This is a genomic window from Chryseobacterium sp. HNCC26DJ238 (assembly GCF_057180465.1).
Genome location: NZ_JBXUGI010000023.1, coordinates 11141 through 35194, shown reverse-complemented (window position 1 = coordinate 35194; position 24054 = coordinate 11141). Strand labels below are relative to the sequence as shown.

General features: G+C 34.3%; 24 protein-coding genes. 14 read left to right on the top strand and 10 right to left on the bottom strand.

The features are described 5' to 3' along the window. The gene (locus AC2A07_RS18245) at positions 1–906 is read right to left on the bottom strand and encodes a DUF6427 family protein (protein WP_314494911.1); all 906 of its coding nucleotides are present in this window, start codon (positions 904–906) and stop codon (positions 1–3) included. 42 nt (positions 907–948) lie between these two features. Here AC2A07_RS18245 and AC2A07_RS18240 point away from each other — a divergent pair, with 42 nt between their 5' ends. Next, positions 949–1182, top strand: coding sequence for a DUF6341 family protein (locus tag AC2A07_RS18240; protein WP_314494909.1), 234 nt, complete (start codon positions 949–951; stop codon positions 1180–1182). 87 nt (positions 1183–1269) lie between these two features. Here AC2A07_RS18240 and AC2A07_RS18235 read toward each other — a convergent pair whose 3' ends face one another. From AC2A07_RS18235 to AC2A07_RS18215, 5 genes are all read right to left on the bottom strand, one after another. Next, positions 1270–1707, bottom strand: coding sequence for a universal stress protein (locus tag AC2A07_RS18235; protein WP_314494907.1), 438 nt, complete (start codon positions 1705–1707; stop codon positions 1270–1272). Positions 1708–1771: 64 nt separating this feature from the next. Then, positions 1772–2377, bottom strand: coding sequence for a fumarylacetoacetate hydrolase family protein (locus AC2A07_RS18230; protein ID WP_484051560.1), 606 nt, complete (start codon positions 2375–2377; stop codon positions 1772–1774). A 134-nt stretch (positions 2378–2511) separates the two neighbouring features. Continuing rightward, complete coding sequence (locus AC2A07_RS18225) at positions 2512–2913, bottom strand: putative signal transducing protein (RefSeq protein ID WP_484051559.1); 402 nt, start codon at positions 2911–2913, stop codon at positions 2512–2514. Positions 2914–2917: 4 nt separating this feature from the next. Next, the gene (locus tag AC2A07_RS18220; protein WP_484051558.1) at positions 2918–3682 is read right to left on the bottom strand and encodes an exonuclease domain-containing protein; all 765 of its coding nucleotides are present in this window, start codon (positions 3680–3682) and stop codon (positions 2918–2920) included. A 62-nt stretch (positions 3683–3744) separates the two neighbouring features. Continuing rightward, positions 3745–4458 (bottom strand): CDP-alcohol phosphatidyltransferase family protein, encoded by a 714-nt coding sequence (locus AC2A07_RS18215; protein WP_484051557.1) that lies wholly within the window; start codon positions 4456–4458, stop codon positions 3745–3747. A gap of 156 nt (positions 4459–4614) precedes the next feature. On the opposite strand from AC2A07_RS18215, the gene AC2A07_RS18210 reads away from it, so the two are divergent. The 9 genes from AC2A07_RS18210 (at position 4615) to AC2A07_RS18170 (ending at position 15791) form a co-directional block, all read left to right on the top strand. Further along, entirely contained in the window at positions 4615–6543 is a 1929-nt protein-coding gene (locus AC2A07_RS18210; protein ID WP_484051556.1) for an LTA synthase family protein, read from the top strand. A gap of 171 nt (positions 6544–6714) precedes the next feature. Continuing rightward, complete coding sequence (locus AC2A07_RS18205; RefSeq protein WP_484051555.1) at positions 6715–7134, top strand: DUF2147 domain-containing protein; 420 nt, start codon at positions 6715–6717, stop codon at positions 7132–7134. A 109-nt stretch (positions 7135–7243) separates the two neighbouring features. Then, positions 7244–8227, top strand: coding sequence for a pyruvate dehydrogenase complex E1 component subunit beta (locus AC2A07_RS18200; protein ID WP_484051554.1), 984 nt, complete (start codon positions 7244–7246; stop codon positions 8225–8227). A 108-nt stretch (positions 8228–8335) separates the two neighbouring features. Beyond that, the gene (locus AC2A07_RS18195) at positions 8336–10315 is read left to right on the top strand and encodes a KUP/HAK/KT family potassium transporter (RefSeq protein ID WP_484051553.1); all 1980 of its coding nucleotides are present in this window, start codon (positions 8336–8338) and stop codon (positions 10313–10315) included. Between the two features lie 76 nt (positions 10316–10391). Then, a complete protein-coding gene (locus AC2A07_RS18190; protein ID WP_314494890.1) occupies positions 10392–10865 on the top strand; it encodes a Fur family transcriptional regulator in 474 nt (157 codons plus the stop codon). Positions 10866–10868: 3 nt separating this feature from the next. Then, positions 10869–12608, top strand: a complete 1740-nt coding sequence (locus AC2A07_RS18185; RefSeq protein WP_484051552.1) for an OstA-like protein — start codon at positions 10869–10871, stop codon at positions 12606–12608. A 458-nt stretch (positions 12609–13066) separates the two neighbouring features. Continuing rightward, positions 13067–14242: an aspartate aminotransferase family protein gene (locus AC2A07_RS18180; RefSeq protein ID WP_484051551.1), complete on the top strand. Its 1176-nt coding sequence runs from the start codon at positions 13067–13069 to the stop codon at positions 14240–14242. A gap of 197 nt (positions 14243–14439) precedes the next feature. After that, on the top strand, positions 14440–14826 hold the full coding sequence (locus tag AC2A07_RS18175; RefSeq protein WP_047444457.1) for an START-like domain-containing protein: 387 nt from the start codon (positions 14440–14442) through the stop codon (positions 14824–14826). 149 nt (positions 14827–14975) lie between these two features. Then, the gene (locus AC2A07_RS18170; protein ID WP_484051550.1) at positions 14976–15791 is read left to right on the top strand and encodes an aminotransferase class IV; all 816 of its coding nucleotides are present in this window, start codon (positions 14976–14978) and stop codon (positions 15789–15791) included. A gap of 243 nt (positions 15792–16034) precedes the next feature. Here AC2A07_RS18170 and AC2A07_RS18165 read toward each other — a convergent pair whose 3' ends face one another. After that, positions 16035–16583 carry a YqgE/AlgH family protein gene (locus tag AC2A07_RS18165; protein ID WP_484051549.1) on the bottom strand — a complete coding sequence of 183 codons (549 nt, stop codon included), beginning with the start codon at positions 16581–16583 and terminating at the stop codon, positions 16035–16037. Positions 16584–16607: 24 nt separating this feature from the next. Here AC2A07_RS18165 and pdxH point away from each other — a divergent pair, with 24 nt between their 5' ends. Beyond that, a complete protein-coding gene (gene pdxH, locus AC2A07_RS18160; protein WP_484051548.1) occupies positions 16608–17249 on the top strand; it encodes a pyridoxamine 5'-phosphate oxidase in 642 nt (213 codons plus the stop codon). Between the two features lie 555 nt (positions 17250–17804). On the opposite strand, the gene AC2A07_RS18155 is transcribed toward pdxH, so the two are convergent. Continuing rightward, positions 17805–18095: an HU family DNA-binding protein gene (locus AC2A07_RS18155; RefSeq protein WP_129536153.1), complete on the bottom strand. Its 291-nt coding sequence runs from the start codon at positions 18093–18095 to the stop codon at positions 17805–17807. A 398-nt stretch (positions 18096–18493) separates the two neighbouring features. Between AC2A07_RS18155 and panD the strand changes: the two genes are divergently transcribed. The 3 genes from panD (at position 18494) to AC2A07_RS18140 (ending at position 20575) form a co-directional block, all read left to right on the top strand. Continuing rightward, positions 18494–18844 (top strand): aspartate 1-decarboxylase, encoded by a 351-nt coding sequence (gene panD / locus AC2A07_RS18150; protein ID WP_055864556.1) that lies wholly within the window; start codon positions 18494–18496, stop codon positions 18842–18844. Positions 18845–18847: 3 nt separating this feature from the next. Next, complete coding sequence (locus AC2A07_RS18145) at positions 18848–19879, top strand: lysylphosphatidylglycerol synthase transmembrane domain-containing protein (protein WP_484051547.1); 1032 nt, start codon at positions 18848–18850, stop codon at positions 19877–19879. A gap of 120 nt (positions 19880–19999) precedes the next feature. Further along, positions 20000–20575 (top strand): TerD family protein, encoded by a 576-nt coding sequence (locus tag AC2A07_RS18140; RefSeq protein WP_484051546.1) that lies wholly within the window; start codon positions 20000–20002, stop codon positions 20573–20575. Positions 20576–20919: 344 nt separating this feature from the next. Here AC2A07_RS18140 and AC2A07_RS18135 read toward each other — a convergent pair whose 3' ends face one another. Both AC2A07_RS18135 and AC2A07_RS18130 read right to left on the bottom strand, forming a co-directional pair. After that, on the bottom strand, positions 20920–21243 hold the full coding sequence (locus tag AC2A07_RS18135) for a hypothetical protein (RefSeq protein ID WP_484051545.1): 324 nt from the start codon (positions 21241–21243) through the stop codon (positions 20920–20922). A gap of 276 nt (positions 21244–21519) precedes the next feature. Beyond that, the gene (locus AC2A07_RS18130) at positions 21520–23895 is read right to left on the bottom strand and encodes a TonB-dependent receptor domain-containing protein (protein ID WP_484051544.1); all 2376 of its coding nucleotides are present in this window, start codon (positions 23893–23895) and stop codon (positions 21520–21522) included. Positions 23896–24054: the final 159 nt, after the last annotated feature.

Below are 24054 nucleotides of genomic sequence, written 5' to 3'. Positions count from 1 at the left end.
TTAAAATAAATTGAAATGAGTACCTGCATTAAAACAGATCAGGCTGATAATAATGATCCACAGGCTTGCCTCCTGCATCCAGTATTTCGGCATGAACCTAAGCATCCTGCTGACGATGATCGTCGCCGGAAAAGCGAGAAGCAGAAGATATTCATAATGATTGTTCATATATAAAATAATACTCACCAGCTGAGCAAATGAAAACACAAGCAGGAAAGTATATTTGTATCTGCTGATCGGGCTCTTTTTATTATAATGTTTAAAATGGTCATATATTGCGTAAATCAGCATCAGAATAATTGGAATCAGCGGCATAAGTTCTGTGTAGTCTTTGACGAACTTTATTTTTCCAAACGGCAAATAGTCCATATTCCAATCATTGAAATGAAGGAAAAACATCAGTGAAAAATAACTGAGTGCAATCATAGACATTCCTAAAATAAATCTGAAAATATTTAATCCTATCCTTTCTGAAGTCACAATAAGATGAATCAGTACAAAAAAGATCGTAGGCCATGTTGTTGGCAGAAATATGAAATTGACGGCTAAAATAGATCCTACCAAAACATAAGATTTTTTTCTGAGGTCTTCATCGGTACTTGTGAGAAGAAGCAAAAGAAATGAGTTGGTAAGCAATGCTACAGCAATTCCAATATCTAATTTACCCGGATATAACCCAAAAACAAAAAAAGTATACAGAAATAAAGGAAGATGGGTCTGATAATTCAGGGCAATTGCATTAAAACAGAAATAACCGAGTGAAATCCCTACAAATGTGATAATGGCAATGACAGCCTCATAAGTGTTGAAATTGAGGGTGTTAATAATAATAACTACTAAAAGAAGAAAACCAATATAGACCGGGATTGAAAAAATATTGCTTTCTTTTGAAAGTAATCTAAACATTTTTTATAAATTTGTGCAAAGTTAATTTAAAAAAGGAAAATAATGACGTCTTTCTTTCTATTCTTAAGTGATGTTTTCAAATGGTCTTTTGGTTTTTTCGAAACCTTTGGAAACGTACTCAACTGGATTTTATTTATCGTTTGTTGTGTACTATTTACCTATTGGTGCTATGTCTTGGTGGTAACACTTGGAGGGGACAAAGACAAAGAGTATTATTCTCCAACTGAGGGAAAACACCCTTATTACGATCCTACGATCTACAAAAAGGAAGGTTAATTAATTGGTTATATAGTAAAAAAGACCGGTCAAATTTTTGATCGGTCTTTTTTCAGTTGATGATTTTATATGTAAAATTCTTTTCGGTTAATCATGTATTGGTAACACTAAAACCGGTATTGTAGAATTTTTTGTAATTCCTTTAGTTAAGCTTCCTATGAAAACATCGTAAATCCCGCTTCTGCCATGAGATCCCATAACGATGAAGTCTGCATTTTTAGTATCTGCATATTCAAGAATAATATCTTTGGCAATCCCTTGCTTTAAAAGGTGTTCACAATCTACACCGTGGGACAGGATTTTCTGGTTGATCTTATTCAGAAGTACGAGCTCTTCTCTTATTTCGTTTTCTTCAATCTCAGGAAAATACTGATATCCCATATCTCCAATTGCAAAACCAATATCTGTTGGCGCTACATGTATCAGGTTAAGCTTTCCGTTGACTTTCTTTGCGAAGTCGATTGCTCCGTCTACAAGCTGATCTGTTTTTTCTCCAAAATCTACAGGCAGTACAATATTGATCATATTTTTATATTTTAGTTTGTTCATTAAATATATGAAAAATATATAAAAAAGTGCTGTTAAAGATTTATAATATTCGAATATCCAATGCTTTTTCTTCCTGTATATAAGCTTCTAAAATATCATTTTCAGATACGCTTCCAACACCTTCCGGTGTTCCGGTAAAGATCAGGTCGCCAACTCTCAATGTAAAATACTGCGAAACAAAAGCAATGATATCATCAATTTTGAAAATCATATCTTTTGAGTTTCCGTGCTGTACTTCTTCTTTGTTTTTCAAAAGGTAAAATTCCAGATTGTCTAAATTATAGTTTTCTTTTTTAAAGAAATTTCCTACCACCGCAGATCCGTCAAAACCTTTGGATAATTCCCAAGGAAGACCTTTGGATTTTAAGTCGCTCTGCAGATCTCTTGCTGTAAAATCGATTCCCAGACCGATTTCATCATAATGTTTGCCGGCAGATTCTTTCTGAATGTATTTTCCGCCCTTTGAAATTTTTACGACAACTTCCAATTCATAATGAATATCATTGGAGAATTCAGGAATATAAAAGTTATTTCCTTTTAAAACCGCAGTGTCAGGTTTTATGAAAATTACAGGTTTGTCAGGAATTGCATTTCCCAGTTCTTTTGCGTGCTCGCTGTAGTTTCTCCCTATGCAGATTATTTTCATATGAATATTTTTAGTTCTTAATTACCATCTCATCTTTAATATCTGAAATCAGAATTAATGATTGATTTACTATTTTTTATTAAACAACCATTCCAGCATTTTAAACGCTGGAACGGTTGACTTGCACTGTATTTTTATTCATGAGTAAACTCGTTCTCACAATAATAACAGACGTATTTATCGCTTGATAACAGAGAAATACCAAAGAAACTCGTTGAACTGTCATCTTTATAAATATGATTGGATCCACATTTTGGACATACGAAATCAAACTTTGGATTTTCAACGGTATGTTCGACTTCCAAAGAGAACTTATTGTTTTCGTAATAATCACTCAGAATCTTTTCCGCATTCTCAAAGTCATCTGTAAAAACCTGCAGTTGAATTCCGCCTAATGCCTGTGACAGTAACCAATCGGACTGAATGGTCTGCTCATTGGCAATGAAACTCTGGATTTCGTTTTCAGCTAAGATCTGTTTATCTCTGTTCGCTTCGAGAGCTGTTTCGTAAAATTTGAACTTAACTAAATCACTCATTATTTTAAAATTTACTTGATAACTGAATTTTTGTAAATACTTTCTTTGTGTACAGGGGGAAATCAGCATTCTGAAGCCATCCGTAATAGCCAAGATCTTTTTTGAAAACATCTTTTACGCCCTGTCCCTTATATTTTCCGAAGTTGAATACTTCAGTGTTTTTTTCATTAAGTCCGATAAAACCTGCCAAATCAGCATTTTTATTATGAAAACTAAATTCGCTCAAACCATTGATGTCTTTCGGGACGTCATCATATTTGCCAACCTGCGCATCCAGAACTTCAAACGTTGCCAACACGTCAGCTTCCGCTGAATGTGCATTTTCTAAAGTTTTTCCGCAATAGAACTGATAAGCTGCGCCCAGATTTCTCGGTTCCATCTTATGATAAATTGTTTGTGCATCGACCAATTTAAATTTGCTCAGATCAAAATCAAAATCTGCACGTAGTAATTCTTCAGCTAACAATGGAACATCGAATCGGTTAGAATTAAACCCACCCAAATCTGCGCCAGAAATCATTTCAACGACTTTAGAGGCAATTTCTTTAAAAGTTGGTGCATCTTTAATATCTTCATCGTAGATCCCGTGAATCTCACTCGATTGCACTGGGATGGGCATTTCCGGATTAATTCTCCATGTTTTACTTTCTCTGGAAGAATCAGGATTAACTTTCAGAATGCAGATCTCCACGATTCTGTCTTTTCCAACATTGGTTCCTGTAGTTTCAAGATCAAATATGCAAAGTGGCTTATGTAGTTTTAAATTCATTTTTATTAAATTGAAAATTTGAGAATGTATTTATTTGAAAATAGGAAAAAACTTCCGGTTTTCTACTTTAATTGTTTCTGAAAGATGAGTGAAATTAAGATATAGTAAATTATTACCAAAGGAATTCCGACAGTTTTAAATAGTATTAAAATAAGAATTGATCCAATCAGCAAAGCTATTTTAGGGTAATTGTCCTTCATCTTCATCGATTTGAATTTCATGGCAATCATCCTGATTGGTGAGATTAAAATCAAGGAAGAAACCACTGTCAAAATCAACAGGTATATTTCATTTGCAAAAAGGAAACTAAAGCTTTGGTTTTCTTTGAAAGCATAGAAGATTCCAAAAATAAGAATCGTGTTACTCGGTGTGTTCAAACCCTTAAAATAATATCTCTGGTCTTCATCTAAATTGAAAATGGCCAGCCTGAGACATGAAAAAAGGGTGATAAAAAATCCAAGATATTTGATTTCGAAAGGCAGGTCTATTCCTAAAAGCTCAGTACCTGACGGTTCAAGCATTTTAAACATTGCCAATCCGGGGATTAGTCCAAAGCTTACCATATCTGCTAAAGAATCAAGCTGAGTTCCCAGATTGGAATTGGCTTTTAAGGCTCTTGCAATAAATCCGTCGAAAAAATCAAGCACCAGCGATAAAATAATACAGATGGCAACAGTCTGATAATCCCCAATAATCAAATGTACAGCTCCGACGCAGCCTGAAAATAAATTTCCGAGTGTGATGGCATTTGCCAGATTGTTTTTAATGAAATTCATGGAAGCAAAATTACATTTTTTAAAAATTTTAACCTTAATTAATATGAACTAAAAATTACATTAATATGAATTTAACTTAAATTTGCACCGTGAAATCACATTCTCCGGAAATTGTCTAAGAGTGATTGCGCATTTTCATTAATAGAAAATCTCCTTATGAATTTTTTAAAAGAATTTAGAAAACAAGAAGTCTTGATTTTAGGTTACAGGATTTTTTTAGTTTTTGTATTTTACCAGATAGCCAGGTTTCTTTTTTGGTTTTTCAATAAAGATTTAATAAAAATTGACAGTACAGCAGATTATTTTAATCTTGCTTATCACGGAATCGCCTTTGACCTTACCGCAATTTTATATGTTAATTCACTGTTTATTCTATTAAGCCTGATTCCAATCATTATCAATACAAAAAAAACATATCAGAAAATCATCTTCTGGTTGTATTTTATTACCAATGGAATCGCTTATGCAATGAATTTCGGAGATTTTATCTACTATAAATTTTCGCAGACAAGATTGACATCCGCTGCTTTTCAGGTAGCCAAACATGAAACGAACATTTTAAAAGTTTTCACAGTTTCAACAAAAGAACATCCATTTGTAATTTTTTGGTTTATTGTGCTGATGGCTTTATGGATTTTCCTCTATAAAAGATTTAAAATTGAAGAGAGAAAACCAAAAAAACTGATTCCTTACTTCTTTTTCTCAATATTGACAATATGCGTTTCTGCAGTTTTAACTGTCGGAGGAATCCGTGGAGATTTCAGGCACAGTACAAGGCCTATCAATTTGGTTGATGCCAATAAATTTGTAAAAACCCCGCTTCAGGGAAATATAGTTCTTAACAGTACTTTTTCATTCTTCAGGACATTGGGTACCAATAATTTCAGGGAAGTATATTTTGTTGATGAAAAATTTATAGACGAAAATTTACAGCCTTATAAAATTTATGACAGGCAGGTCCGGGACAAGCCCAATGTAGTTATTTTTATTGTGGAATCTTTTGGAAGAGAATATTCCGGAGCTTTTAACAAAGGTAAAAATATTAAAAATTATGTTTCCTATACCCCATTTATCGACAGTCTTGCAAATGAGAGTCTTATTTTTCCGAATACCTTTGCTAACGGAAGACAGTCTATTCATGGTATGAGCAGTATTCTTGCCGGAATTCCGAGTCTGACGGATGCTTTTACAAGTTCTCCTTACTCAAATCAGAAAATCCAGTCGATTGTTTCAGTGTGTAATGACATGGGATACGATACTTCCTTTTATCATGGAGCACCCAATGGGTCGATGGGATTTCTGGGTTTTGGAAATATTCTTGGGTTTAAACATTATTATGGTAAGGATGAATACAATCATGATGAGGATTTTGATGGAATGTGGGCCATTTGGGATGAGCCATTTCTTCAGTATTTTGCAAAAAATGTAGGGAAATCGAAACCTTTTATGGCAACTGTTTTTACAGCTTCATCACACCATCCCTTTAAAATTCCTGAAAAATATATTGGAAAATTCAAAAAAGGAAATGTAGAAATGCATGAGCCTATGCAGTATACAGACTATTCAATCAAAAAGTATTTTGAAACAGCTGAAAAGCAGCCGTGGTACAACAATACTATATTCGTATTTACAGGAGATCACCCCAACCAGATTTATTATCCCGAATATGAAAAAGCAATGAACCGCTTTGCAGTACCGCTGATTTTTTATTCGCCTAATCCAAAATTTAATTTAAAAGGGATCAACAGTGAGTTGGCTCAGCAGATTGATATTTATCCGACTTTAGCAGATATAATTGGTTACAACGGGAAAATCAGAAGTTGGGGGAGAAGCCTTATAAGTGAGAAAAAATATGCTCCATTGATTGTGAATTCTGATGGTTCGTCAGAGCAGTTCATTTACGGAAATTACATTTATCGTTTTGATGGAAAAGAGATTACAGGTGTTTATGATAAAAATGATTTAGGATTAGAAAATAATCTGAATGATAAAATAAAGACTTCCGAAACCGAAAAAGGCAAACTGATTGCGAAAGCCTGGTATCAGGATTATATGACCAGAGTGATGACCAGAAAACTGAACTGAACTGAATTGATTTTGGATTGTTTGATGAATAGAGGTGAGCCCCAAATTAATTGGTTTCTCTATTGTTATTTATGCAGAGGATAATAAAAATGTTTGTGAGTCTGAAATTTATTTCTATTTTTAACTATTGAAGAAATTAATTATCTATCATTAAAATTAAACTAAATTAATATGAACAAGTTATTATCAACATTAGTGCTTTCTTTATTCAGTGTAATGTCGTTTGCGCAGATTGAAGGTAAATGGAAAACCATCGATGACGAAACAAAACAGGCAAAATCGATTGTTGAAATCTGGAAAAAATCCGACGGTAAATACTATGGTAAAGTTTCTCAGCTGCTGATCAAACCTGCAAGTCCAAATTGTACATCATGTAAAGACGACCGCAAAGGCAAGCCTATTTTAGGAATGGAAATTATCAGAGGACTTGAAAAAGACGGTGAAGAATTTACTGACGGTACTATCACAGATCCTAAAACAGGTAAAACTTACAAGTGTACCATCACAAGAAGTGGTGACAAACTGAACGTAAGAGGTTATATGGGAGTTTCCCTGTTGGGAAGAACTCAGGTTTGGCAGAAAGTCAACTAATCGGTTTAAAATATTATTAAATATAAGGCAACTCAGCAATGAGTTGTCTTTTTTGTTATGTAAATAATAAATAATTACTATTTTTGTACTCTAAATTTTTCAAATAAATATGGCAGAATATACTTTTCGTGAAGTGATTGCGCAGGCAATGAGTGAGGAAATGCGTAAAGACGAATCCATTTTTCTAATGGGAGAAGAGGTTGCAGAATACAACGGTGCATACAAGGCTTCTAAAGGAATGCTGGATGAGTTTGGTGCTAAACGTGTAATCGATACCCCAATTGCAGAGCTTGGTTTTACAGGGATTGCTGTAGGTGCTGCAATGAATGGTAACAGACCGATTGTAGAATATATGACCTTTAATTTTGCACTTGTGGGGATTGATCAGATCATCAATAATGCAGCAAAAATACGTCAGATGAGTGGTGGTCAGTGGAACTGTCCTATTGTTTTCCGTGGTCCTACAGCTTCAGCAGGTCAACTGGGTGCAACACACTCTCAGGCTTTTGAAAACTGGTTTGCCAATGTACCAGGTCTTAAGGTTGTAGTTCCGTCAAACCCTTATGATGCTAAAGGATTATTGAAAACTGCAATTCAGGATAATGATCCGGTAATTTTCATGGAATCTGAGCAGATGTACGGAGATAAAATGGAAATTCCTGAAGAAGAATATTACCTTCCTATAGGAAAAGCAGAAATAAAAAGAGAAGGTACAGATGTAACTTTGGTCTCTTTCGGAAAAATCATGAAACTGGCAATTCAGGCAGCTGAAGATATGGCTAAAGAAGGTATTTCTGTTGAGGTGATTGATTTAAGAACTGTTCGTCCTTTAGATTTTGATACTGTTTTGACTTCAGTAAAGAAAACAAACAGATTGGTGATTTTAGAGGAAGCATGGCCATTTGGCTCTGTATCGTCAGAAATTACCTATATGGTACAGCAGAAAGCATTTGATTATTTGGATGCTCCAATCAAAAGAATTACGACTCCTGATGCTCCTGCACCTTATTCAGCTGCATTATTTGCAGACTGGTTCCCTAAGCTTGAAAAAGTAAAAGAGGAAATCAAAAAAGCAATGTACGTTAAATCATAGAAAAAAACTTCCGAAAGGAAGTTTTTTCATTTATACAATGTATCACTATTTGAGCGGAGGGTCATAAATTTAGTATACATTTGCGCTTTCAAAAATTAATTAGCTGAGATGGCAGACGTTATAGGTGGAGGTCACCACATTGACCTTAAAAAACTTTCACTCATGGGAGTTCTTGTTTCACTCGGAATTGTTTTCGGTGATATCGGTACCTCACCGCTTTATGTAATGAAAGCTATTGTGAACGCCAGGGAATTAGGGGCTACAATGCCTTTTGATCAATATATAGAAGGTGCACTGTCCTGTATTATCTGGACGTTAACATTGCAGACAACTCTAAAATATGTAATTGTAGCACTTCGTGCTGATAATAAAGGAGAGGGGGGAATTCTGGCTCTTTTTTCACTAATAAAAAATCTGAAAAAGAAATGGCTGTATCTGATTGCGATTATTGGAGCTTCTGCTTTGGTGGCAGATGGCGTAATAACGCCATCACTTACTGTGATGTCAGCCATTGAGGGGCTGGAGATTTATAATCCTAATACTCCGGTTGTCCTGATAACGTGTGCAATTTTAATTGTTATTTTCGTAGTTCAGCAATTTGGCACTTCTTTCATAGGGAAATTCTTCGGACCCGTGATGGTAGTCTGGTTTTTGGTTTTAGGTGGTTTGGGTGCATTACATCTGTTTCAGGATTTTTCTATATTAAAGTCCTTCAATCCATATTATGCTTACAAATTAATTATAGACTCGCCCAGTGCAATCATTATTTTAGGAGCTGTTTTTTTATGTACTACCGGAGCAGAAGCTCTGTATTCTGATTTGGGACACTGTGGTGCCAAAAATATCAGGATAAGCTGGATTTTTGTTAAGATAATGCTTATACTCAATTATCTTGGACAGGGAGCATGGTTATTAAAGAATTACCATTTGATACAAGGCAACGGAGTCAACCCATTCTTCGGGATTATGCCGGATTGGATGATTTTACCTGGGGTCGTTTTAGCTACTGCAGCTGCAATTATCGCTTCTCAGGCACTTATTACCGGTTCTTTTACTATCTTTTCTGAAGCAATGTCATTGAATTTATGGCCCAATCAAAAAATTGATTACCCTTCTGGTGTAAAAGGACAAATGTATATTCCCAGAATTAACTGGGGATTGTTGCTGTTTTGCATCATCGTTGTTTTACATTTTAAGGAATCCCACAAAATGGAGGCTGCGTATGGTCTTTCTATTACGGTAACCATGTTTATGACAACAATCTTGCTTACATTCTGGTTGCTGAAGAAAAGGGTAAATAAACTCCTTATTCTTGGCTTTTTCTTAGTATATGGTGCAATCGAAATTGGATTCTTCAGTGCAAATATCATCAAATTCTTTGATGGCGGCTGGATTACGGTGGTTCTTGCAGGCTCTATAGGGATATGTATGTACTCATGGTATAATGGTCGGCAGATCAAAGCCAAATTTATCAACTTTGTCAAAATAAGTAAATACGTTTCTATCATTAAAGATATGAAGCTTGACGAAACAATACCGAAGTATTGTACCAATCTCGCCTACCTGAGCAGAGCAAAATACAATGATGAGATAGAATCAAAAATTATTTATTCCATTATTAAAAAGCAGCCTAAAAGAGCAGATCATTACTTTATACTCAGTATCATCAATCAGGAAGATCCTTATACTTTTAAATATACTGTTGAGGAGATCCTTCCTGGAACCATCTATAAAGTTAATTTTCTTTTAGGGTTCAAAGTAGACAGAAGAATTAACGATTATTTCAGTATGGTCTTAAAAGATTTGATGGCAGAGGGAACAATTCCTTCAAGAAGCAGCCATCCATCTCTCAGAGCACATAATATTCCTCCGGATTTAAAATATGTTGTGATTGACAATACCTATATCAACGATATACTTTTAACAGTAAAGCAGAAAATTACATTAAGCTTATATAACTTCGTGAAGTATATTGGCAGTGATGATTTTAAGGCTTGGGGCGTAACCATGCATAATGTAGAAGTAGAATCGGCTCCGTTGACTGAAGAAACAATCTCCGCAAACAGAATAGAGCAGGTCAGGTTTTAAATATCAGCATTATACTCTCTATAGTGGTGTATTGTATTTAAATAAAAATCGATAAATTTGTAGTATAAATTTTTTGATGGATACTTTACAAAAAGAAAAAAATATTACTTTAATAAAAGATGTTTTAAGAAATTACCTTTTAGAGAAAGGTTTTCGTAATACACCTGAACGATACACTATTTTAGAGGAAATCTATAATATGGATCATCACTTTAATGTAGATGACCTGTATCTTTTAATGATGCAGAAGAAATATCATGTTTCAAAAGCTACAATCTATAATACGATAGAGATTTTTTTAGACGCAGGATTGATCCGTAAACACCAGTTTGGCGAAAAAACATTGACCTCTTCATCGTATGAAAAGTCATATTTTGATAAGCAGCATGATCATTTGGTGATTTACAAAAAAGGCTCAGATAAGGAGATTGAAGAGATTATCGAGTTCTGTGACCCAAGAATACAGGGAATTAAAGAAGCTATAGAAGAAGCATTTGGGGTGAAAATTGATTCCCATTCGCTCTATTTTTATGGCAAAAAGAATGACTGATCAATGAGAATATTTCTTTTTCTCTTCCTTTTACTTTCCACGCTCACTTTTGCACAGGATCAGATGAAACCTGTGCAGAGAGATCCGTTTTTACAGAATCCTGTAAAAAACCAGCCTCAGAAATCAAACGCCGGTAACAGGGTCAATATCAAACATGCAGATGAGATCATTAAAGATCCCAAAAAATATGATGGTAACCAGTATCTGAAAGGAAATGTTGTTATTGAACATCAGGGTTCTATTCTTACAGCAGATGAAGTGGTGCTCTATGAACAGGAAAATTTTGTAAAGGCAATGGGTAATACCAGGCTCCAGAATACGGACGGATCTGTCATTACAGCTTCAGAGATGGAGTATGATGCCAACACACAGAAAGGTGTAGCCCGAAAAAATGTCGTTCTGAATGATCCGAAAGGTACGGTCATCAAAACGGAAACGATGTATTATGACAGGGGTTCTAATCTTGCCTATTATAATACGGGGGGTACGATCAATGACGGTAAAAGTACAACCTATTCAAAATCTGCAACGTACAACCTCGCTTTACGGACTATCAATCTTACTGACAATGTGAGGATTGAAGACAAAGATTATATTTTGGACGGTATCAATGTTGTTCAGAATCAGAACACCAATGTGGTTGATATCAATGGTCCGACTACGATCACCAACAGGAAAAATCCTAAAAACAGGATTTTTACCGAAAAAGGAACACATAATCTCAATACCAAAGAATCATTTCTGAATAAAAATTCCAGAATTTATTACAATGATAAGATTCTCACAGGAGATGTAATGTATTATAATCAGCTTAGCGGTTTCGGTACAGCAACGGGAAATGTAACTTTGGATGATCCTTTGGAAAAACGATATCTGAAAGGAGGCTACGGCGAAATTTTTGAAAAGAAAGATTCGGCAATGATGACAAAAGGTCCCTATGCTGTAAAGATCCTTGAAAAAGATTCTCTTTACTTCGCCTCTGAGAAAATACTTTCTTACCAGAAATTAGATTCTGCAAATGTTAAAAAAAGTTATCTCCGTGCTTTTAAAAAAGCCAGAATCTATAAATCTGATGCACAGGGAAGAGCAGATTCAATAGCATTTAACGAAACCGATGGTATTATGCACATGTATACGAACCCCATCCTCTGGAGTGGAGAAAAACAGGTCACCGGTGATAAAATTGAAGCTTATTTTAATACACAAACTGAAAATATAGACTCTTTAAAGGTAATAGGAAATGCTTATGCGATCAGCAAAGCAGATTCTCTGAATATGAAAGATGAGTTTAATCAGGTTAAGGGTAAGCTGATGGTAGCGTATTACAAAGATAAAAATATCAAAGAAATCAAAGTTATAGGAAACGCACAGTCTATTGCTTATGCTGATGATGTAAATGAGAAAACAAAAGAAAAAGAAAGACAGGGAATTGTGCTTTCTTCCTGTGGAATTATCAATGCAAATTTTGAAGAACAGGTTTTGCAGATTTTATCCTGCAGTATCGGTGCAACCTCTACCAACTATCCGATGAGCAAAATTGGTCCCGACAGGAAAAAATTTCCTGATTTCAACTGGAACACCAAAGACAGAATCAGAAAATGGCAGGATATTCTCGTTGATTCTCCGAATTATGAGGAGATCAAATATGAATCTTCAGATGAACTTTTCAATCAGGCTCAGGAAGTTATTGATAAAGCGAAAGCTGCAGAAGAAGCCAAAAAACCTAAGAGGGTTAGAAAATAGACATAAAGTAAGACCAGTTTTAAAGCTGGTCTTTTTACTTTTAAATTGGTGCGTCACTATGAAGAACATTACAGCTTCAATGAATAGAAATACTACATTATTTTTATTATTATCAATTTTAACTTTTTTCATTCAGATTCAATGAAAAAGAAAATGATAAAAAATCATCAACCAAGAATAAAGAAATTTTCAGAATTCATGATTTGAATTTTTTATTTCAAGAAAACATGAAATTTTTAAAGTCAGTCTTTTGAATCATTAAAACGGTGTAATCAATAATTATTTTTCTGTTAATCAATCTGCCGGTTGTCGCGTTTTGGTCTACAAAAATTCAGATCTGAAATTTGTGAAGTACTTTAAAATTTACTAATATAGATTAAAAATGACTTTCTCATTCCTCAAAATTTCCCTATCTGACTTATCTTTTTTAGCTTTGCCTAAATTTTTCATCCATAGAAATGCAACAGGATTTTTTTAAATATCAGGCACAGACCACACAATTTGCAGCTGGTTTTGAAGTAGAGAAAGCAGAAGGGAGTTATATTTACGGTAAAAACGGTAAAAAATATCTTGATTTTGTGGCAGGAGTTTCTGCTAACACCTTAGGGCATTCCCATCCTAAAATTGTCAATGCGATCAAAGAGCAGGCAGATAAATACCTTCATGTCATGGTGTATGGTGAATATGCTCAGGAAAAGCCTGTAGCATTATGCAGATTGCTCGCAGAATCAACTCCTGATCCCTTGGAAATCACTTATTTGGTTAACAGTGGAGCAGAAGCCATCGACGGAAGTTTAAAATTAGCCAAGAGATACACAGGAAGAGAAGAGATCGTCTCTTTTAAAAACTCTTACCATGGAAATACGCATGGAGCATTAAGTGTTTCAGGAAACGAATTCCACAAAAGGGAGTTTCGCCCACTGCTGCCCATGGTTTCTTTTATTGAATTTAACAACGAAAATGATTTCAGTAAAATAACAGAAAAAACAGCATGTGTAATTCTCGAAACGATCCAGGGAGCTGCAGGGTTTTTAGTTCCGGACGAAACATATCTGATTAAATTAAAAAAAAGATGTGAAGAGGTAGGTGCTCTTTTGATTCTGGATGAAATACAGCCGGGATTCGGAAGAACAGGAAAATTATTTTCTTTTGAACATTTTGGGATTGTTCCTGATATTCTGGTGATGGGTAAAGGTATGGGTGGCGGAGTTCCGGTAGGGGCATTTATGAGCTCGAAAAAGATCATGGAAACCTTATCTCATTCTCCAAAATTAGGGCACATTACTACATTTGGAGGAAACCCTCTTATCGCAGCAGCATCTCACGCAACTTTAAAAGAGGTGCTGGAGAGCCAATTGATGAATGAGGTGGCAGAGAAAGAAGAATTATTCAGAAAAATGCTTGTACATCCAAAAATCATTAATATTAACGGAAAAGGATTAATGCTCGCTGTGAATTTAGGTACACCTGAATTTACATTAAATGTTGCCGGAAGATGTATGGAGAAGGGACTGATCTTGTTTTGGCAACTTTACAGAAATGAGTACCTGAGAATATCACCGCCTCTTACAATTTCGAAGAATGAAATTATAGAAGGCTGCAGGATTATTCTTGAAGTATTGAATGAAAAGTAAAATAATTTTAATAATAAAATATCTTCAATAAAGAAGTTTTTTTGTGAAATATTATTAATTTAAAAACAAAAATCTTATTGAAAAAATTTAAACTTATTTTTCTGATAAATATCATTCATATTAGATAAAAATCTATTTAGTTTTTTGTGTAATAAAAAAATTAATTTATATATTGCGTGACGTTAAAAATAAGTTATATGGCGAAACATAAAGTCCATTACGAATTCCCAATGCATTGTCTTTCAGAGATTTTGTATGAATATTTGGCCAGTGCTGAGGGATTATCCGAGTGGTTTGCAGATGATGTGATAGAGAAAGGTGACGATTTCTATTTTAGTTGGGGTGGAGGTTCTGAAGAAAAAGCGACTTTGATCAGGTACAAGCCTGAAGGTTTCGTTCGTTTCAGATGGGAAGAAGATGAAGGAACCAAAAACTTCTTTGAAATGACCATTACCATTGATGATATTACAGAAGATCTGGCTTTGAACATTACAGATTTCTGTGAAGAAGGTGATGAAGAAGAAAACGCTCTGTACTGGGAAAATCTAATCGAAAACCTTAGAATAAAATTAGGTGCTGCTTAATTTGAAAGTAGTACTGACATAGTGGTAAAACTGATGAACGATTTATCGTTCATTATTTTTTTATAAATAATCATACTTTAAAATCCTAGTGAATAGTGATGGACGATCAATCACTATGATTTCTTAAGACCTTAAAATAATAAATCAGTATGAAAAACACATATTTTACTTCAGAAGAGCTTGAACTGAAAAACAGGGCATTTCTTCTGGGAGATGCTGTGAAAGTTTCATTTTTTATAAGAAATTCTGATCTCATCATGGATGAAGAATGTTACTTCTTCCTGATGGCTTCTATGAGAAAAATGAGGATGAATATCCCTCTAAGTTATACTTTAGAATTTTTTCAAAATCTTTTTAATCAAAAAGTAATTGAGGAAGGAGGAATAGAAAACGGAATCATTAATTTTTTGGTATACAGAAATTCTGATGGAATTACATTATCAAAATCTACAATCTCTTATTTCTTTGATGTCGTTGAAATGGATGATATCCTTACTGTTCATCAACGTCCGTTAGAATTAGATCTGATCAAAGAAATCAATGTCAATAATAATCTTCTAAGCAATATCAGAGTGCATTGCCCTGAAAACATCTATGCTGGAATTTATGCCCAGGAAAATGATTTGGATGATGTTATTCTTTTAAATCCAAACAAGAGAATAGCTCGATCAACTTCAGGTAATCTTTTGTTTCTGGAGGGTAAAATCATTAAAGTACCCAAGCATTCTGAAGGGGCATATATCTCCCCCTTGCTGGAAAATTTCGTCACGTTTTTGCATAAAAATAACCTCGCAGACATTCAGGAGCATGAAATTATCGCATTTGAATCTCAGAAAGCTGAAGAAATTCTGATGATTTCTGATGAAAATGGCGTATTCTCAGTAGGGAAAATCAGAAACAAGACATTTAGTAGTGTACGCATTAACGAGCTGGTTGAAAAATGGAAAAATAGTTTTTCAAACTAAATTGACAAACCCGGTAAACAACGTATACGTCCTTTACCGGGTTTTATTCTGATACGGGGTCAGAAAAGAATTTGTTTATTGTTAAGTAAATAATGTGCGTGGGCTTTTAAGTATTGTCTGATGATCCTAGCCTGATTACTCAGATATTTTTATTTTAGTTTTTTAATAACGTTTGAAGAATGTTAAAAATTACATAACAATAACTTAAAATTTGTTAAATAATTTTTATCCATTGTGAAGTGATCAGTTTAATGAAATGTCTTCCGGCGAATTTGCCCACAGAAGATATTCTCCGCCAAGATTCTGCATAATAGATTTCCATAAGGTCTGATCATTGGGAAGTGTATAGTCGAGATTGTAAACATCTACAACCGTCCACATTTTACGTTTTATTTCGTTGTCTAACTGTAAAGACCCCCAACCGGAATATCCTGAGAATATCTTAACATCATTGATGGATAATTCTTTATTTAGGACAGAACTTATTACAGTTTCAATATCTTCGGTAACGTAAAATTCACTGTTGATTTCGATATTCACTTCGGACGTTTTTTTACCTTTAATAATAAAAAAAACCTTGTCATTTTCTACCGGTCCTCCATCATAAACTTCTATTTTAAAATCAAAGAAATTATTGAATCTGTTACTCATTTTTGAATTTTTCTTATTCAGAATTAATCCAAAAGCGGAATGTTCATTATGTTCCAAAATGAGCACTACCGATCTTGAAAAAATATCTCCGGAAATATCAGGCGTAGAAATTAATATTTTACCTTTGTATGAGTAATTCATACTCAAATTTAATAAAAATTATTTATGGAAAACCTCCATGACAAGAGAAAAATCTATGAAAAATCTCAACTGATTGAAAGTGAGATTAAAGAGAATCCGATTGAACAGTTCAGGGACTGGTTTTTAGAGGCATCAGCCAATCCAACGGTTTCCGAGGCTAATGCCATGGCGGTTTCCACTCTGGAAGAAGATAGTTGTCCAAGGACGAGAATGATATTGCTTAAAGAATATACATATGAAGGTTTCATTTTTTATACCAATTATGAGAGCAGAAAAGGCAGAGCAATTGAAAAAAACCACAAAGCCTGTCTTCATTTTTTCTGGCCCGGTTTAGAGAGGCAGATTGTCATTAAAGCAAATCTTGAAAAAATAGCGGAGAATTTAAGTGATGGGTATTTTCATTCACGACCGAAGGGAAGTCAGCTAGGGGCAGTAGTTTCTCCTCAGAGTGAAGTTATCCCTGACAGGTCGTTTTTAGAACTTAAATTACAAGAATTGGAAAAAAAGTACGAAAATACTGAAGTTCCAAGGCCCGAAAATTGGGGTGGTTACATCGCAAAACCTTACGAAATTGAATTTTGGCAGGGAAGACCCAACCGACTCCATGACCGGATTATCTATTCTTTGAAAGATATTGATTGGGAAATTTCCAGATTGGCACCTTAGTATTATTTATACTCAACTGGACTATTTAGACTTTTGAAAACTTATTTATCTGTAGCTCTCGGATCATGGTGACTTCGAGAACCTCAGCCACCTACACGATTTCACAAGTCATTCATTAAAATTCTTCAGTACAATAGGTCAGCATTTTTTGATTTAAATTCTTACTATACATCTTTTGACTAATTACATTTTATTTTGGCTGAGTCTCTCGAATGGTGGCTGAGACTCTTGAATGGTGGCTGAGGCTCTCGAATGGTGGCTGAGACTCTCGAATGGTGGCTGAGGCTCTCGAAGCCACCTACTTGATTTCAACATGTTATTCATTAAAATTTTTCAATATAAAAGGTCAGCAATTCTTGATTAAATCCTTAAGATACATCTTTTGAATAAATACATCTTATTTTGACTGAGGCTCTCGAATGATGGCTGGTGCTTTCGAATGGTAGCTGATGCATTCAAATGGTAGCTGATGCTTTTGAATGGTGGCTGAGGCTCTCGAAGCCACAAAAAAACCTCATCTTAAGATGAGGTTCAAATTTTTATAACGTGGGTGGATTATTTCTTCTTAACACCTGAAACTGCAGTTGCCAAATCAGCACCAGCCTTAAATTTAGCTACTGTTTTAGCCGCAATTTTGATTGGTTTTTTAGTTGCTGGGTTGATACCCTGTCTTGCAGCTCTTTCCGATACTGAGAAAGTTCCAAATCCTACTAAAGAAACCTTTCCGTCTTTTGCCTTTAGAGTAGTTGTGACATTAGAAATAAAAGATTCTAATGCAGCTTTAGCTGCAACCTTAGTAATCCCTGCGTCTTTCGCAATTGCGTCAATTAATTCAGACTTGTTCATAATTTTTATATTAAAAGTTAGTTAGTTATAGTAGCAAATATAAAACAATTTTCAAATTGTGCAAATTTTTTCTAAAAACTTGTTTGATTTTTTTGATTTAACATGGATTAGATCAATATATCGTAATTTTAGTTATTGCGAAAAATCTACGTTTCAAGATGCTAAAATCGTGCCAAGTACTTATGTTTATTGGCTTTGTGTGAAAATTAATAATGAGTTTTCAATTTATTAAATCCTGAATCATCTATCGTTCTTTAATTATTCTATTTATATGCTTATTGAGTTGATAATCAATAGTTAATTCTGATGCTTTACAGCAAATTAAAATGTAATAATTCTACTGTTTCTTAAATCAATTTTAGAATCATTTTGTAAAATATTATTAATAAATTTGCATCATGTTAATAGAAGTATTCAAATCTAAAATTCATAGGGTAAGAGTCACCGCTTCTGACCTTAATTATATAGGAAGTATTACCATTGACGAAGATCTGATTGATGCAGCGGGATTGGTAGTCGGTGAAAGGGTTTATATAGTAAATGTAAATAACGGTGAACGTTTTGACACCTATATCATCAAAGGTAAGAGAAAGTCCGGTGAGGTTTGTTTAAACGGTCCGGCAGCACGTAAGGTGCAGCGAGATGATATTATCATTGTTATTGCTTACGCTCAGATGACACCTGAAGAGGCAAAAGATTTTCAGCCGAAAATTGTTTTCCCGGATGAAAAAACCAACCTTCTTACCTGATTCATGGAAAAGAAATCATCCAGTCCTTTAAAATCAATACTTACCATTGTTATTTCGCTTGCATTTGCAGGTTTTTTCCTGTGGTTAGCATTAAGGGGTTTTGATTTTCCCAAGATTCAGAAATCTTTGGAAAAAGCCAATTATCTTTGGGTTGCCTTTGCAGCGGTGTTCGGTGTTTTAGCATACTGGTTCAGAGCGGTTCGCTGGAATCTTTTGCTTGAGCCTATGGGATATACCATCTCCAATTCCAATGCATTCTGGACAATCTCGTTTGGTTATTTAATGAATCTGACGATTCCGAGAAGTGGGGAAGTTGCACGTGCCACAGCATTATATGGTGTAGAAAAAGTGCCTGTTGATAAATCTTTCGGAACCATCATTCTGGAAAGAGTTGTAGACCTGGTTTGTATGATGGGTTTTTTGGGGTTGACCTTTATCTTTAAATATGATGCGATTCTGTCATTTTATAAAAATTCTGATATACCATTCAACCAAAATAAAGTTATACTGGTCATTTCGATACTCATTATTGGAGCAGTTTTATTTTTCGTTTTTAAAAAGAAATTGGCAACAGTTCCCATCTTAGGAAAAATCATCGGTTTTATTGATGGTATTTTACAAGGTTTAACATCCATATTTAAATTAAAACATAAGATAAAATTCATTCTATACACATTGGGAATCTGGATCTGTTATTATATGGCAGCATATCTGGTCTGTTTTGCATTACCTGAGACTTCAGGTTTTACCATTGCTGACGGATTTTTTATTATCGTAGTGGGAACTTTAGGAATGATTGTGCCGGCGAGTGGCGGTATCGGAGCATTCAACTTAGCGATGAAATACGGTTTTATGGCACTGTTTATCTCTATGGGAAAAAGTGCGGAATACGGTGGTGAAATAGGATTAACCTATTCATTTATCTCTCTTCCTCTACAAATTGTCATTATGCTGACAACGGGTTTGTTATCTATTCCTATGTTAGCAAAAGCACGGAGTAAAGATGCTTTAGAGACTGATTTTAAATCTGCTTAAAAAAATTCAATAGAAAGTATACTGCCTGGTCCTCTGATCAGGCTTTTTTATATATTTTTTTAATTCTATTATTTGGAAATTTGACAAATCAAAACTATCTTAGACATCAAGTACAAAATTATGGCAATTAACTTACAGAAAGGACAGAGAATTGATATCGGGCTAACCAAAATGACGATTGGTCTCGGTTGGGACCCCAATGAAGGAACGGGTTATGATTTTGATCTTGATGCTTCTGCAATTATGATTGATAATCAAAGAAAACTGGTAAGCGAAGATTATTTTGTGTTTTACAACAATCTGAATTCTCCGGACGGAGCTTTAACCCATACCGGTGATGATCCAAGCGGAAAAAACAGTGATGGCGATGATGACGAAGCTATAATGATTGATCTTGAAAAAGTAGATCATCGGGTTGAAGAAATTCTTTTTGTAGTGACCATCGAAGATTTCGAAAGAAGAAGACAGAATTTCGGGCAGGTCAGAAATTCTTACATCAGGATTGTTGATCAGAATACTAATCAGGAGATTGCAAAGTATGAACTTGACGAAGATTTCTCTATAGAAACGGGAATTGAATTTGGCAGACTGTACAAAAAGGGTGGAAGCTGGAAATTTGAAGCTTCAGGAATTGGTTACCGTGCAGATCTTAGCTTCTTTCTTGAGAAATATTATAAAGGAGAGATCATTAAATAGAATAAAAAGTATGTTGAAAAGCATACTTTTTTAGTTTTGATTTTCCTAAAAGTGAAATTTTCATATTTAACCTCAGTTCGGGATAAAGCTATATAAAACGAAATGCTAAACAAAGATATTAATCACATAATTTTCAAAGATTTAGGATAGATATAGGTGTGGAACTTATCGAGGTAATACAAAATTCTCGTATAACTTTGATAAACGATGTGTCATTGTTTAACTTGAAAGCATTTTAAAAAGTAGTATTTCTTTTTTTTTTCTTTGTGATAAAATAATATTATTTTGAAAATCAATTGTTTAAAAAATTGTTTATAACGAACTCAGGTCATTTATTTAAATTTTCAATTTATACTTCCTTTAAAAATCGCAATTAAAACTAGTACAGTAATAATTAAGCCAATATAAATAAAGCTTGTTCCGCTTTTTTTATAAATCCATGCTTTTTGTTCTTCGATATTTGAAATTGTTTTTTTTGCTTTACCAACAACTCTTAACGACTTTTTTATATACAATACATTGCCTGTAAAACCAACAATAAGAAAAATCATCACGGTAGAAATAATACTACAAATAAAACTGTTATCCTGTCCTATCAATTGAGGCAGAAAAATTTGTTCACCAATGCTTTCTAAGGGGATTAACGAATAAATTATTGCAGCTTCCAAATACATTTTACAATAGAGAAACCAAAATAAAAATAAAGAGCAGTAAAGTTGAATGTTATTTTTTTTCCATGTTAGGATAATTCAAGTTTTTCGAGATAATAATCTTTTTTCTACTGAAAGAAGTTTTCAAAAAGTTCAATATCATTTATCATGATTTTTTAAGGTAATCTAAAGTAGCTTTTTTTTGACGATTTCGATGTTGTTTTAAAGCTAATCTAGATTGTTAACAATTTTTAAAAAAGAAAGTGGCAACCGGAGTTGCCGTTTTCAAAAAAATTAACTTCCACCACCGGCTCTGCTTGATTCCTCAAACTTCACCTGCTTTGTAGCACCTTTCACATTGTTATTTCCAAATTTGTAAGTAACAGAAAGGTACACATTCCGGGTGATGCCTTTAGAGTAATATTCTACATCATAGTTTGGATAATATTCTGTTCCTTTTGAACGGTTGGTGTTGAGTAAATCATTTACATACAGATTGATCATCAGATTTTTCTGCATCAGATTCAGTTTTACGCCCGAATATGCTGAAAAATTACCATTAAAATATGTATTTCCGCTTCTGTTGGGGATATTGCTCCATAATCCGAGCATCAAAGTAACTGTTTTTTCTTTGTTGAGGAAGAAATTATTATCGAGATTAAAATTAGCTCCATATCCTGCAGGTGCTGCTACCGCATCGGCATCATAGGATTTTGATTTAGCGTAAAAGCCATTGATGAAAATATTGGATTCAAGCCATTTCAGTTTATTGTAGTTGTATGAAATATTTATTCCTGCCTGATCTTCATTATAAAAATTCTTTACGATGCTGTATTTCTGTGAACCCTCAACAATCTGAATCCTGTCCGAATTGTCTTTATTATAATTATAATAAGCAGTAATATTAAAATTATTTTTTAAAACATAGCCAAGTTCCAGGTTGTCCGAAAATGTTGGTAACAGATAAGGATTCCCCGTGCTGTATTCAAACTCTGAAATAATATATTTAAAAGGGTTTAAATTTCCAAAATAGGGACGGCTGATTCTTCTTGAGTAGTTGATGGAAAAAGTATTGTTGTCATTCGCTTTATAACTAAGATAAGCGGTCGGGAAAAATTTTCCGTATTTGATATTTGTAGCAACATTGTCATTTACAGAAATCCCTTCCAGATTGGTATATTCATACCGTAATCCTGCTTTTGCATCCCACTGATCATTGATTTTAAAGTTAGTGGAAACATAGGCAGCGTAATTCTGCTCATTATAGAAGAAATCGTTGCTTCTCTCTGTATTCCGGATATTCTGACCGTTTTCAACATCGAAAAAGTTGAAGTAAGAATCATTTTTGATACGGGTGTATTTCAGTCCGGCTTCGGTTTTTATCTTTGTGAAATTCTTTTCCAGGTCTGCCTGTCCTGAATAAATTTTATATTGGCTTACAGGGTTGACAAACGATGCGGTAGTGACGTCTGTAACAGTGCTGTATAAATTTTTAGCGTTTGCATCATTGAACATCACGTTGGCAGAAAGACTCAGTTTACTTCCCATTGTATCCAGTTTTACATCGTAAAATGCTGAAGCATTATGCACTTTTCTGACGTTTCTGTTTTCAGAATCAGAATAAAATTCCTGAGGAGTATTTTCAGACTGTCTTCTCGTGTAATTCTGGGCTCTCTCGATCGGATTGCTGTAGGAATAATTATAATTAATCCCCATCAGGTTTTTATCATTGATCTTGTATTCTCCTTTAATGTTTCCTCCTTTGTACCGGTAATTATTTGAACTGTTACTGTCGGTATTCCAGAAGTCAGTGTTGCCTTTTCCTGTAAGATAATTGTAAGACCTCTGTTCCCAATAATTGTCACCTAATGAAAGGTTGGTCGTAACAGATAGTTTTTCACCCTGATAATTGAAACTTACTCCGCTTCTTGTGGAAACGGCAGGTCGTTTCCAATAATAACTTCCGGAAGTTTGCAGAGATCCGTTCCATCCAAGGCTTGTGTTCTTTTTTAATATGATGTTGATCAATCCGCTTTTCCCTTCGGCCTCATACTTTGCAGGCGGGGTAGTGATCACTTCAATTTTAGCAATATCATCTGAGCGTAGAGTTTTAAGATAATTGATCATTTCCTGACCGGATAAATTAAGCAGTCTGTCATTGACCATGATGGCAACATTACTTTTCCCTGCAATGGAAATCGCATCATCAGTCGCACGTACCATAGGTGTTTTGGCTAAAGCTTCAACGGCGTCAATTCCCTGTGAAGCGACAGAATTTTCTACATTGAAAACCAGCCTGTCAACTTTTCTCTCAAAGAGCTTTTTCTTTACAGTCATTGTTACACCTTCAATTTTTTGCTCTGAAGCTGCTTTTTCATCTTTGATTTCAATGTCTTTAAGAATATTTCCTTTTACGGTAATGTTCTCCTTATTGGTGGTAATGCCATCCTTAATGATTTGAAGATCATAATTACCATCTTCTTTCAGGTTAATTTTAAACTTTCCTTGTTCATCGGTAATTGCTGAGAATTTTGAATTTTCTTTGGTTACTAGGATTTCAGTATCGGCAGAGGGTTGGTGTGATCTATTGGTGACAGTTCCTTCAATACTTTGTGCAGACAGAAATGCTGATGAGGCAAGAGCAAAAAGCAGAATGATTTTTTTATTCATGTATATTATTTACTTTGTAGACAGTTTTCAAAGTGAAAATATTACATCATGATGGGAGATAATTATTAAGTATTTGATTTTGTGAGTGATTTTTTTTACGGGATCTATTACAAGTGTCACATTTGATTATAGAACAAAATCAGAATTTCCGGTCTGTTT

Coding starts and splice junctions, on each gene's coding strand:
- AC2A07_RS18190 (WP_314494890.1), top strand. CDS start 10,392: ATGGATACTTTACAAAAAGAAAAAAATATTACTTTAATAAAAGATGTT.
- AC2A07_RS18185 (WP_484051552.1), top strand. CDS start 10,869: ATGAGAATATTTCTTTTTCTCTTCCTTTTACTTTCCACGCTCACTTTT.
- AC2A07_RS18230 (WP_484051560.1), bottom strand. CDS start 2,377: ATGAAAATAATCTGCATAGGGAGAAACTACAGCGAGCACGCAAAAGAA.
- AC2A07_RS18180 (WP_484051551.1), top strand. CDS start 13,067: ATGCAACAGGATTTTTTTAAATATCAGGCACAGACCACACAATTTGCA.
- AC2A07_RS18245 (WP_314494911.1), bottom strand. CDS start 906: ATGTTTAGATTACTTTCAAAAGAAAGCAATATTTTTTCAATCCCGGTC.
- AC2A07_RS18140 (WP_484051546.1), top strand. CDS start 20,000: ATGGCAATTAACTTACAGAAAGGACAGAGAATTGATATCGGGCTAACC.
- AC2A07_RS18165 (WP_484051549.1), bottom strand. CDS start 16,583: ATGAATTACTCATACAAAGGTAAAATATTAATTTCTACGCCTGATATT.
- AC2A07_RS18155 (WP_129536153.1), bottom strand. CDS start 18,095: ATGAACAAGTCTGAATTAATTGACGCAATTGCGAAAGACGCAGGGATT.
- AC2A07_RS18220 (WP_484051558.1), bottom strand. CDS start 3,682: ATGAATTTAAAACTACATAAGCCACTTTGCATATTTGATCTTGAAACT.
- AC2A07_RS18240 (WP_314494909.1), top strand. CDS start 949: ATGACGTCTTTCTTTCTATTCTTAAGTGATGTTTTCAAATGGTCTTTT.
- AC2A07_RS18170 (WP_484051550.1), top strand. CDS start 14,976: ATGAAAAACACATATTTTACTTCAGAAGAGCTTGAACTGAAAAACAGG.
- AC2A07_RS18225 (WP_484051559.1), bottom strand. CDS start 2,913: ATGAGTGATTTAGTTAAGTTCAAATTTTACGAAACAGCTCTCGAAGCG.
- AC2A07_RS18200 (WP_484051554.1), top strand. CDS start 7,244: ATGGCAGAATATACTTTTCGTGAAGTGATTGCGCAGGCAATGAGTGAG.
- panD (WP_055864556.1), top strand. CDS start 18,494: ATGTTAATAGAAGTATTCAAATCTAAAATTCATAGGGTAAGAGTCACC.
- AC2A07_RS18175 (WP_047444457.1), top strand. CDS start 14,440: ATGGCGAAACATAAAGTCCATTACGAATTCCCAATGCATTGTCTTTCA.
- AC2A07_RS18195 (WP_484051553.1), top strand. CDS start 8,336: ATGGCAGACGTTATAGGTGGAGGTCACCACATTGACCTTAAAAAACTT.
- AC2A07_RS18235 (WP_314494907.1), bottom strand. CDS start 1,707: ATGATCAATATTGTACTGCCTGTAGATTTTGGAGAAAAAACAGATCAG.
- AC2A07_RS18205 (WP_484051555.1), top strand. CDS start 6,715: ATGAACAAGTTATTATCAACATTAGTGCTTTCTTTATTCAGTGTAATG.
- AC2A07_RS18130 (WP_484051544.1), bottom strand. CDS start 23,895: ATGAATAAAAAAATCATTCTGCTTTTTGCTCTTGCCTCATCAGCATTT.
- pdxH (WP_484051548.1), top strand. CDS start 16,608: ATGGAAAACCTCCATGACAAGAGAAAAATCTATGAAAAATCTCAACTG.
- AC2A07_RS18145 (WP_484051547.1), top strand. CDS start 18,848: ATGGAAAAGAAATCATCCAGTCCTTTAAAATCAATACTTACCATTGTT.
- AC2A07_RS18210 (WP_484051556.1), top strand. CDS start 4,615: ATGAATTTTTTAAAAGAATTTAGAAAACAAGAAGTCTTGATTTTAGGT.
- AC2A07_RS18215 (WP_484051557.1), bottom strand. CDS start 4,458: ATGAATTTCATTAAAAACAATCTGGCAAATGCCATCACACTCGGAAAT.